10 protein-coding genes and 1 pseudogene are annotated in these 10232 nt (G+C 69.1%); 4 read left to right on the top strand and 7 right to left on the bottom strand.

What is annotated here, in order from left to right:
• Positions 1 to 137 precede the first annotated feature (137 nt).
• From pcaF to K309_RS0122005, 3 genes are read right to left on the bottom strand one after another with little or no spacing between them, the layout of a single operon-like run.
• Positions 138 to 1340 carry a 3-oxoadipyl-CoA thiolase gene (gene pcaF, locus K309_RS0121995; RefSeq protein ID WP_029048433.1) on the bottom strand — a complete coding sequence of 401 codons (1203 nt, stop codon included), beginning with the start codon at positions 1338 to 1340 and terminating at the stop codon, positions 138 to 140.
• Between the two features lie 40 nt (positions 1341 to 1380).
• On the bottom strand, positions 1381 to 2019 hold the full coding sequence (locus K309_RS0122000; RefSeq protein ID WP_029048434.1) for a 3-oxoacid CoA-transferase subunit B: 639 nt from the start codon (positions 2017 to 2019) through the stop codon (positions 1381 to 1383).
• 22 nt (positions 2020 to 2041) lie between these two features.
• Positions 2042 to 2704: a 3-oxoacid CoA-transferase subunit A gene (locus K309_RS0122005; protein ID WP_029048435.1), complete on the bottom strand. Its 663-nt coding sequence runs from the start codon at positions 2702 to 2704 to the stop codon at positions 2042 to 2044.
• A gap of 515 nt (positions 2705 to 3219) precedes the next feature.
• On the opposite strand from K309_RS0122005, the gene K309_RS0122010 reads away from it, so the two are divergent.
• Entirely contained in the window at positions 3220 to 3471 is a 252-nt protein-coding gene (locus tag K309_RS0122010; protein WP_029048436.1) for a hypothetical protein, read from the top strand.
• 45 nt (positions 3472 to 3516) lie between these two features.
• Here the strand turns inward: K309_RS0122010 and K309_RS0122015 are convergent, their stop codons facing one another.
• Complete coding sequence (locus K309_RS0122015; protein ID WP_029048437.1) at positions 3517 to 6579, bottom strand: AAA family ATPase; 3063 nt, start codon at positions 6577 to 6579, stop codon at positions 3517 to 3519.
• Complete coding sequence (locus K309_RS0122020) at positions 6576 to 7724, bottom strand: exonuclease SbcCD subunit D (RefSeq protein WP_029048438.1); 1149 nt, start codon at positions 7722 to 7724, stop codon at positions 6576 to 6578. The genes K309_RS0122015 and K309_RS0122020 overlap by 4 nt, the downstream gene beginning before the upstream one ends.
• 150 nt (positions 7725 to 7874) lie before the next feature.
• On the opposite strand from K309_RS0122020, the gene K309_RS0122025 reads away from it, so the two are divergent.
• A complete protein-coding gene (locus K309_RS0122025) occupies positions 7875 to 8231 on the top strand; it encodes a YgiW/YdeI family stress tolerance OB fold protein (RefSeq protein ID WP_029048439.1) in 357 nt (118 codons plus the stop codon).
• Between the two features lie 177 nt (positions 8232 to 8408).
• Here K309_RS0122025 and K309_RS0122030 read toward each other — a convergent pair whose 3' ends face one another.
• On the bottom strand, positions 8409 to 8615 hold the full coding sequence (locus K309_RS0122030) for a dodecin (RefSeq protein WP_029048440.1): 207 nt from the start codon (positions 8613 to 8615) through the stop codon (positions 8409 to 8411).
• A 177-nt stretch (positions 8616 to 8792) separates the two neighbouring features.
• Between K309_RS0122030 and K309_RS37045 the strand changes: the two genes are divergently transcribed.
• On the top strand, positions 8793 to 9488 hold the full coding sequence (locus K309_RS37045; RefSeq protein WP_084402492.1) for a phospholipase D family nuclease: 696 nt from the start codon (positions 8793 to 8795) through the stop codon (positions 9486 to 9488).
• A 128-nt stretch (positions 9489 to 9616) separates the two neighbouring features.
• Positions 9617 to 9892: pseudogene (locus K309_RS37050) on the top strand (dienelactone hydrolase family protein); the annotation flags it as partial.
• Positions 9893 to 9897: 5 nt separating this feature from the next.
• Here K309_RS37050 and K309_RS40130 read toward each other — a convergent pair.
• A partial coding sequence (locus tag K309_RS40130; RefSeq protein ID WP_198030841.1) for a transposase occupies positions 9898 to 10232 on the bottom strand: 335 nt, incomplete at its 5' end.

Consider the following 10232-nt stretch of genomic DNA (forward strand, 5'->3'; position numbering starts at 1 on the left):
TGCACGGCAATCCGTGCTGACGCCTGCCAACGCATTCTTGCAGCGCGTCGCGATTGCAAGCGCCTGCCCTCACCCCCGGCCCCTCTCCCGCTCGCGGGAGAGGGGGGCAAACAAGCGGTAGAGCTACCTAGCTGCGCTTAAACGCGCTCGATCACCATGGCGATGCCCTGTCCCACGCCGATGCACATCGTGCACAGCGCGAAGCGGCCGCCGGTGCGGTGCAGCTGGTACATCGCGGTGGTGACCAGGCGGGCGCCGCTCATGCCGAGCGGGTGGCCCAGCGCGATCGCGCCGCCGTTCGGGTTGACGCGCTTGTCGTCGTCGGCCACGCCCAGTTCGCGCAGCACGGCCAGGCCCTGTGCGGCAAACGCTTCGTTCAGCTCGATCACGTCGATCTGGTCCAGCGTCATGCCCAGCTGCTTGAGCAGCTTCTGCGTGGCCGGTGCCGGGCCGATGCCCATCACGCGCGGCGCCACGCCGGCGGTGGCCATGCCGACGATGCGGGCACGCGGGGTCAGGCCGTGTTGCTTGATGCCGGCTTCGCTCGCCAGCAGGATCGCGCAGGCGCCGTCGTTCACGCCCGAGGCGTTGCCGGCGGTGACGGTGCCGTCAGGACGGACCACGCCGCGCAGCTTGGCCAGCGCTTCCATGCTGGTGGCGCGGGGGTGCTCGTCGCGCTCGACCACGATTGCATCGCCCTTCTTCTGTGGGATCGTGACGGCGGTGATTTCCTGCGCCAGCGTGCCGTCGGCCTGCGCGCGCGAAGCCTTCTCCTGGCTGCGCAGCGCCATCAGGTCCTGGTCTTCGCGGCTGATCTTGTAGTCGGTGGCAACGTTCTCGGCGGTCTCGGGCATCGAGTCCACGCCATACGCCGCGCGCATGGCCGGGTTGATGAAGCGCCAGCCGATGGTGGTGTCGAAGATCTGCGCATCGCGCGAGAAAGCGCTGGTGGCCTTGCCCATCACGAACGGGGCGCGGCTCATGCTTTCCACGCCGCCGGCGATCATCAGTTGCGCTTCACCCGCCTTGATGGCGCGCGCGGCGGTGCCGGTGGCGTCCATGCCGGAGCCGCACAGGCGGTTGATGGTGGCGCCCGGCACGTCCTGCGGCAGGCCCGCCAGCAGCGACGACATGCGCGCCACGTTGCGGTTGTCTTCGCCGGCCTGGTTGGCGTTGCCGTAGATCACGTCGTCGATGGCCTTCCAGTCGACGTTGGGATTGCGGGCCATCAGCGCCTTCAGCGGCACCGCGCCAAGGTCGTCCGGGCGCACCGCGGACAGGCTGCCGCCGTAGCGGCCGATGGGCGTGCGGATGGCGTCGCAGATAAAGGCTTCGGTCATGGTGTGTCTCTCTCTTTGTGATGGATATCGATGCCGGCGCTCAGGCCTGCTTCAGGGGCACGCCGGTCAGGCGCTGCAGTTCTTCAAAGCCCAGGCCCTCTACCAGGTCGCGCGCGACCAGGCCGTCGGGGGTCACGTCGAGCGTGGCAAGGTCAGTGTAGATGCGCGTCACGCAACCGATGCCGGTGAGCGGATAAGTGCACTGCGGCACGATCTTGCTCTCGCCCTGCTTGGTCTGGTGCTCCATCATCACGAACACCTGCTTGGCGCCGATCGCCAGGTCCATCGCGCCGCCCACCGCGGGGATGGCGCCGGGTGCGCCGGTGTGCCAGTTGGCCAGGTCGCCCTTTTCCGACACCTGGAACGCGCCCAGCACACAGAAGTCGAGATGGCCGCCGCGCATCATCGCGAACGAATCGGCGTGGTGGAAGTACGAGCCGCCCGGCTTGATCGTCACCGGCTGCTTGCCGGCGTTGATCAGGTCGCCGTCTTCTTCACCGGCAGCGGGCGCGGGGCCCATGCCGAGCAGGCCGTTCTCGCTGTGCAGCAGGATTTCCTTGTCTGCGGGCAGGTGGTTGCCGACGAGCGTCGGCAGGCCGATGCCGAGGTTGACCACGGCACCTTCTGGAATGTCTTTGGCCACGCGGGCGGCCATCTGATCGCGGGTCAGGCGTTGCATGCTGTTTCTCCTGTTGCCGCGCTCAGGCGACCTTGACGACGCGCTTGACGAAGAGGCCCGGCGTCACGATGTGTTCGGGATTCATCTCGCCCAGCTCAACCACCTTGCTGACCTGCACGATGGCGCACTTGGCGGCCATGGCCATGATCGGGCCGAAATTGCGCGCGGTCTTGCGGTAGGTGAGGTTGCCCCAACGGTCGGCGGTGTCGGCCTTGATCAACGCGAAGTCGGCGTGGATCGGCGATTCGAACACGTAGCCCTGGCCATCGATGATGCGGGTTTCCTTGCCTTCTGCCAGCGGCGTGCCGTAGGCGGTGCGGGTAAAGAAGCCGCCGATGCCGGCACCGGCAGCGCGGATGCGCTCGGCCAGGTTGCCCTGCGGCACCAGTTCCAGTTCGATCTCGCCAGCGTGGTACAGCGAGTCGAACACGTACGAGTCCGACTGGCGCGGGAACGAGCAGATGATCTTGCGCACGCGCCTGGCCTTCAGCAGCGCGGCCAGGCCGGTGTCGCCGTTGCCGGCGTTGTTGTTGACGATGGTCAGGTCGCGCGCGCCTTGCTCGATCAGCGCGTCGATCAGTTCCGCGGGCATGCCTGCGAGGCCAAAGCCGCCAATGAGGATGGTGGCGCCGTCGTGGATGCCGGCCACCGCCGCTTCCACCGTGTCGTATAGCTTGTTGATCACTTGCGTTCCAGGTCGGAAGATCCGCAGGCTACCGGAGCGGGCCGCAAGGCGCGGCGCATGAAAGACTGTCTCCAGATGCCCGCCGGAAGGATGTTCGTTTGCGGCCGGGCGGCGTTGGTGCCGCCTGTGCCGCCCGTTGAACGGTCCAGCAGTCTGCGTGGTGTTGTTGGAACTGTGCGGTCTGGCACAGCCGCGATCCGAAATGCGGCCGGGGCTGGCCGGGCTATGTTCGCCATTCGAACTTGAATTCGCAGAATGAACAGATTACACCTGTGCGCGGGCGACGGTCAACTCGTCGGCCGGCCAGGCAAACAGACATTGGGCGATCACCGCGCGGGGTGACGGCGGCGCCCCGTGTAGGACAGAACCGACAGGGGAATCGGTTCGCTGTCGATGTTGCGCCGGGGTCGCGGCGGCTATCTTGGAATCAGAAGAAGGCAGCGCCCGCACAGCAGCCCCCGGACCACCCGGCTCAGGCGCGCTGCCCCGCATCTGACAAGAAAGAGGAGTCCGCCATGGCCACCGCCACCGTCCCGAATGCATCCACGCGACATGCCGCAGCCCTTGCGCGCATCCTGCAGGTTACGCAGCAGGCGTGGGGATTGGGCCAGGAAAACAACGAAAGCATCGCCTCCGCCACAACTCGCGGCGCTTCCGGGCAACGCGCGCCCAGGCTGTCGCGCCGCGCGCGGCTGGCGCAGGCCGCCGCGCGCGCGTTCGAGGCGCAGATCATGGCGATCCGCTGCCGGCAGGTGTTCGTCGGCTGACCGGCATGCTGGCCGATCCGGCCGGCGAGTACCCTCAGGCCGCTCTCAGGTTGCAGCCGCCACGCCGCTCAGCGTGGCGCGGCTGCCGCCCACCCCCGGCCGCACTTCCAGACGCACGTCGATGCGCTCGCGCAACTCGGCCACGTGCGAAATGATCCCCACCAAGCGGCCGGCTTGCTGCAGGTCGAGCAGCGTACGGATGGCAAAGTCCAGGCTTTCCGGATCCAGCGTGCCGAACCCTTCGTCGACGAACAGCGTATCGAGCTGGATGCCGCCGGCGCGCGACTGCACCACGTCGGCCAGGCCCAGCGCGAGCGACAGCGACGCCAGGAACCCCTCGCCGCCTGACAGCGTATTGGCCGGGCGCGGCGCTCCGGTGTCGTGGTCGAACACTTCGATATCCAGCCCGCCCGCGCTGCGCTGGTCGGCCTGCTCGCGCACGCGCTGCAGCACATAGCGGCCCCGGCTCATTGCCAGCAGCCGCGCCGACGCGGCTTCCAGCACCTCGTCGAGCAGCGTTGCCAGCACGAAGCGCTGGAAGGTCATGCGGCGCGGGTTGTTGCCGTTGGCGACCTCGGCCAGGCGGCCCAGCACCGCATAGCGGGCTTCGATATCGCGGCCCTGCGCGTCGAGCTGCTGCAGGCGCAGCTGGCATTGCTGCAGCGTGTCGCGCGAGCGGCCGCGATCCGCCTGTTGCCGGACCAGGGCTTCCACCGCGTCGGCGGCGGCCTGCCGGGTGGCACGCAGCCCGTCCAGGTCCGGCACGCCGAGTCCTTGCGCGGCGACCTCGGCGCGTTCGCGCAGCCTGGCAGCCGCAACCAGTTCCGCATCGAAGGCGCGCAGCGCCTGGTCGATGCGTGCCATGTCGGCATCGGGCAGGCTGGCCACGGCATGCGCCGCTGCATCGGCGAAACCCTCCCGCCCCAACGCTTGCGCCAGAGCGTCTTCCGCTTCGGCGAGGCGCGCGGCGGCTTGTGCCTGGACCTGCCTGGCCGAGCCGAGCGCGGCCTGCGCGGCGGCGGCATCGGCTGCGGCCTGCCGTTCAGCCGCCTGCGCAGTGGCGAGTGCGCGCTCCAGCGCGGCGGCCTCGGCCTGCGCCTGGCGCAGGGCTTCGGCCAGCACCACCGGATCGCGCGAATCCTCGGGGACTTGCGCGCAGGCAACCTGCCATTCGGCCTGGCACTGGGCCAGCGCCTGCGAAGCCGCTTCCGCCGCGGTGGCGGCGTCGCGGCTGGCGAGTTCAGCGGCCTCGCGCGCTGTGCGGCTGGCGGCGACGGTTGCCTCGCACTGGCCGACGCTGGCCGCTGCCTGGTGGCCTGCTGCCAGAGCGGCTTCCAGCGTGGCAATGTCTGCCTTCAGCTGACGCGCGGCTTCGTCCGAGACGTCGCCCAGCGACTGCGCGAGTTCGTCGGCACGCTCGTGCGCCTGCGTGGTCGCGGCCTGCGCGGCCTGTACCGCGCCGGCGCAACGCACCGCCTGCGACTCGGCCTCGAGCATGGCGCTGCGCGCCTGTTCCAGCGCCTCGTCGGACAGCGGCGTGTCGACCTGCTGCGCCGGGTTGGGATGCGAACTGCTGCCGCACACCGGACACGCCTCGCCGGTGGCGAGCGACGCGGCCAGCCGGGCCGCCTGGCCCGCGCGCCACGCGGCTTCGGCCTCGGCCAGCGCGGCACGGCGGCGTTCGCGCATGCGCGCGGCCAGTTGCTGCGCGGCGTCGGCGTCGGCTGCCTGGCCGGCGGCGTTGGCAAGCGCCTGCGTCGCCTGGGCGTGGCGGCTGAACTGCCGCGACTTCTCCTGCAGCGCCGCGAGCTGCAGTTGCGTGCCCTGCAACTGCGCGGCAGCAAGCCGCGCCTGCCCGAGCGCGGTCTCTGCCGCCGCGGCATCGGCCTGGCTCGCTGCCAGCCTCGCCGCGGCACGCTCGCGCGCCTCGGCGGTGGCGGCCTGCTTCTGCCGTGCCGACTGGAAAGCCTCGTTCAGGGTGCCGAGCTGGCGCGCGCGCGGCAACATGGCATCCAGCTCCGTGCAACGCCGCTGTGCGGCCGAGCGCAGCTCGGCACGGGCAGTCTCGGCTTGCAGCGCGGCAGCGGCTTGCACGGCTTGCCGCGCGGCACGTGCCGCGGCCGCTTCGGTTTGCGCAAACGCTGTCCCGGCCGCCGCATGGTCCCGCTGCGCGAGCTGCCACTGCTGCAACGCCGGGTTGACGCGCGCCGCCCGCTGCGCGGCCTGCAGCCGCGCGCGTTCGGCCTCCATCGCGGGCTGCTGTACCAGCAACGCAGCGTGCGCGGCTTCGGCCTGCTGGCGCTCCTGCAACCGCGCCGCCACCTGTTCCCCCGCGCCCAGCGCCGCCTGCGCAGCGGCCAGCGCCTGGCGTGCGCCCTGCTCTTGCGCCTGCAGCGCATGCATTTCCGCCTGCAGCGCGGCGATGCCGTCCGCGAGTGCCTGCGCGCTCTCCATGCCGGCCTGCCGCAGCGCTTCGTCGCGCTGGATGCCGATGCGTTCGGCATCGCGGCGGATGCCCGCCGCCTGGGTCTTCAGCAGTTCTTCCACCCGGCGATAGACCTCGGTGCGGAACAACCGCTCCAGGATCGCCTGCCGCGCCTGCGAGCTGGCGGTCAGCAGTTCGCGGAAGCGCCCTTGCGGCAGCACGATGACCTGCCGGAACTGCGCGCTGTCGAAGCCGAGCAGCTCGCGGATGGCATCGCTGACCTTGCCCGGCTGGCCAGCCTTGCTGACCCAGCCGTTGCCGTCATGCTGGTCGAGCTGCGCCCTGGCGGGCTCCGTCAGCCAGCCCTCGCCGCGTTGCTTCGGCCGCTCCTGCGCGGGCGAGCGCACCACGCGCCAGCGCTGCGCGCCCAGGCTGAATTCCAGCGTGACTTCAGTGCGCAGCCCCGGCGCGGCATTGGCGCTGCGCATGGCCTGCGCGCTGCGCTCGCCGCCGGAGGTATCGCCATACAGCGCGAAGCAGATCGCATCGAGCAGCGTGGTCTTGCCGGCGCCGGTGGGGCCGTGGATCAGGAAGAAGGCCTGCTCGCCGAGCCGCGTGAAATCGACCTGCTCGGTCGCGGCAAATGGCCCGAAGGCCTGCAGGGTCAGTTGCAGCGGTCTCATGCCGACTCCCGCTCCGCCGCCGCCATGCCGGCCAGCACCTGGTCCAGCACTTCGCGGTGGCCCGGCTCGAGCTCGGCATCGGCCACCTCGCGGAAAAAGCTGGCAAACAGCTCGGTGGTGCCAAGCTGGCGCAGCTGGCGACCCGCTTCCGAGGCCGTGCCGCTGCGCGCCAGCACCGTGCGCTCGATCGCCAGCGCATTGGGGTAGACCTGGCGTAGCCTGGCCATGGGATCGAGCAGCGCGCCGGCATCGGTCAGGCGCGCGTGGATATAGTCGTCGCGCCGCGGGTCATCGGCGCCGGCGGCAAGCAGCGCGGCCAGTTCGCCTTCCACCACGCGCACGTCGCGCAGCGGCTGCAGCGGCACCGACGTGATCGACACGGTGCCGTCGGCATCCAGTTCGATGCGCGACACCGACTTGTCGTGCGCGCATTCGGACAGCGAGTACTTGAGCAGCGAACCGGCGTAATGGATGCGGCCGCCGCCCAGCGTCTGCGGCCGGTGCAGGTGGCCCAGCGCCACCAGGTCGATACCGGCGAACAGGTCCGCCGCCACGGCGCCGCTGCCGCCGACCGACAGCGGCCGCTCCGATTCGCTGGCCGCGCCGCCGACCACGAAGGCATGGCCCACCACCACCGCGCGCACGCCCGGCGGATGGACCGCGCGGATCGCATCGAGCTGCGCGCGCAGCGCGGCTTCGTGCGAGGGCAGCTCGGCGCCCATGGCGTCGCGCACGACCGCCGGCTCGGCATAGGGCAGCGCGTAGAGGCGCACTTCGCCGTGCGCGTCGTGCAGCGTCACGCTGGCGGCCTCGGCCAGCGTGCGGCCGGCCACGTGCAGGCCCTGCGCGCGCATCAGGCGCGCGCCGAACTCCAGCCGCAGCGCGCTGTCATGGTTGCCGGCGATCATCACCACGGGCACGCCGGCATCGACGACGATGCGGCCCAGCACGTCGTCGAGCAGCGCCACGGCCTCGGGTGGCGGCACGGCGCGGTCATAGACGTCGCCGGCGATCAGCACGGCGTCGGGTCGTTCGGCTCTGACCAGCTCAACGAACTGGCCGAGGATATGGGCCTGGTCTTCCAGCAGGCTGCGGGCATGGAAGAGCCGGCCGAGATGCCAGTCGGCGGTGTGCAGGAAACGCAATCTGGATTCCGTTGGAAAGGTGGATGCGGCGCGCGAAGCCAGCATGATAAATCCTCGCGGCGCCCGGACAGCCGTTCAGCGACGGTTCAGCCGTGCCGGCGCATCATCCATGCCATCGCCCCCGGATCCCAACCTTGATGGAGAACGTCCATGAAACACATCCCGACCGCCACCGCCGTGGCCCTCGCCCTTAGCCTTGCCGCCGCCGGCGCAAGCGCGCAATACACCGGCCCCTCGTCGATCCCGGTCATGACCGTGAAAGCCTTGCAGGCCGATGGCAAGGACGACCAGCACGCGGTCCTGCGCGGCAAGATCGTCAGCAGCGTCGGCGACGAGCGCTACCTGTTCTCGGACGGCACCGGCCAGATGAAGGTAAAGATCAAGCAGAAGGCGTGGCCGGCGCAGAAGCCCGTCGACGGCAACACCACGGTGGAGCTGGTCGGCGAGTACGACAAGGAGCTGATCGGCGAATCGCACTTCGACGTGAAGGAGATCCGCCTGCCCTGAGCGGACCTTTGCCTGCGCTGCAGAGACCTCGGCACGCAGCTCGGCGGCACCAACCTGCCGCTTCTCTGGCGCAGGATTAGAGCGGCCTCTGCGCACGATCCAGCCCTATGTACTGGCCGATGTGGCGCAGGTGCTCTCCGTCAGCGACACGCGGCGCAAACCGCGAGCGCGCCGGGTTCAGGTCACGCGGAAGCCGACCTTCAGCGTGACCTGGAAATGCGCGATCTTGCCGTTCTCGATATGGCCGCGCGTTTCCACCACTTCGAACCAGTCGATGTTCTTGATGGTTTCGCCAGCCTTGGCGATGGCACTGCGGATGGCCGCATCGCAGCCATCCGGCGAAGAGCCGACGATTTCGACCAGCTTGTAAGTATGGTTCGACATGTCCCTCTCCTTGGCGGGCGGACCCGTGGGGTTCCATCCATCATAGGCGCCATGCGCCGATAGTCCCAAGGCCAGTGCCGCCGGCACAGATCCTGTTACACATCGCCCTTTGCCAGTGGCGTATGCGGCTGCTACGCTGCGGTCCCGCGCACCACAGCCCGCGCCGTGACTTACCGAATGTTCCGCCGTACCTTACTGGGCCTTGCCCTCGCCGCCGCCGTATCGGCCTTCACCTCGTTCAGCCCGTTCGGCCTGCTCGCGCATGCGCGTTCGGCGTCTGGCTTCGACCAGGTCACCGAGTCCATCGCCGACAGCATAAGCGACACCTTCAACGAAGCGATGGCCAAGCACCTGCCCTCGCGCTCTGGCAAACCGGTGCAGCCGCCCGAGGCCAGCCCGGCGCCGAGCAAGGCGTTCGCGCAGGGCAGCGGATACACGCTGTGCTTCGTGCCCGATGGCGCGAGCTGCCAGGCGCTGCTGGTCAATGCGATCCGCAGCACGCGCCGGCAACTGCTGATCCAGGCTTACTCGTTCACCAGCGCGCCGATCGCCGAGGCCGTGGCGCAGGCGCACCGGCGCGGCGTGGACGTGCGCGTGATCCTGGACAAGAGTCAGCAGTCGGAGCGCTATACCAGCGCGACGTACCTCAAGCACGCGGGCGTGCCGGTGGTGATCGACAACAAGCCCGCGATCGCGCACAACAAGGTGATGGTGTTTGACGACCAGGCGGTGTTCACCGGCTCGTTCAACTTCACCAAGTCGGCGCAGGAGCGCAATGCCGAGAACGGCATGCTGATCCGCGGCGATGCGGCGGTGGTGAAGGCCTATACCGACAACTGGCACAAGCGCTACCGGCAATCGCGCGCGTATTGACGCGCTTGCTGCCCGGCAAAGGACAGCACCAGCACGACGGCGCGCGCGATGGCAAACTTGCGGCTGGCGCGCGGCACGCGCCGCGCATTCCGCTTACCCCTAATGAGCCATTCCGGAGAGCCTTTGCCATGACCGCCATTCCCGACAGCCAATGGATCCGCGTCGACAGCGACGCGGGCAGCTTCGACGCCTACCTCAGCCTGCCGCCGGCGGGCGTCCAGCCCGGCGCACCCGCCATCGTGCTGCTGCAGGAAATCTTCGGCGTGAACGAACACATCCGCGCGGTGGCTGACCAGTACGCCGCCGACGGCTATGCCGTGCTGGCACCCGACGTGTTCTGGCGCGAGGCGCCGCGCGTCGAGCTGGGCTATGCCGGCAACGACAGGACGCGAGCGATGGCGCTGCTTACTCATGAGTCAGAAATATAGCGGACACATGGATGCCTGAAGAACGACCGCACGAGCTTCGGGTTGCGTCCAATTTGGGCAAGCTGCTCGTGAATTCGCGGGCCCAGCTTTTCGCCTTTTTGCAAAGGACGTCGGGCGGCGCCATTGCGCTTGACGTGACTCCAAACTAGCTCATCTGGATTGAGGTCGGGTGCGTATCCGGGCAGGAAATGCAAGGTCAGTTTGCCCGCCGTACTGGCGACGTAGTCCTTGACGATGGCTTTCTTATGCGCAGGCAATCCGTCCACGATCAGATGCACCGCCTTCTTTCGATTGAACATCAACTTCTTGAGCAGCG

Origin of the sequence: Cupriavidus phytohabitans (assembly GCF_000426345.1) — a bacterium.
Classification (GTDB): Bacteria; Pseudomonadota; Gammaproteobacteria; order Burkholderiales; family Burkholderiaceae; genus Cupriavidus.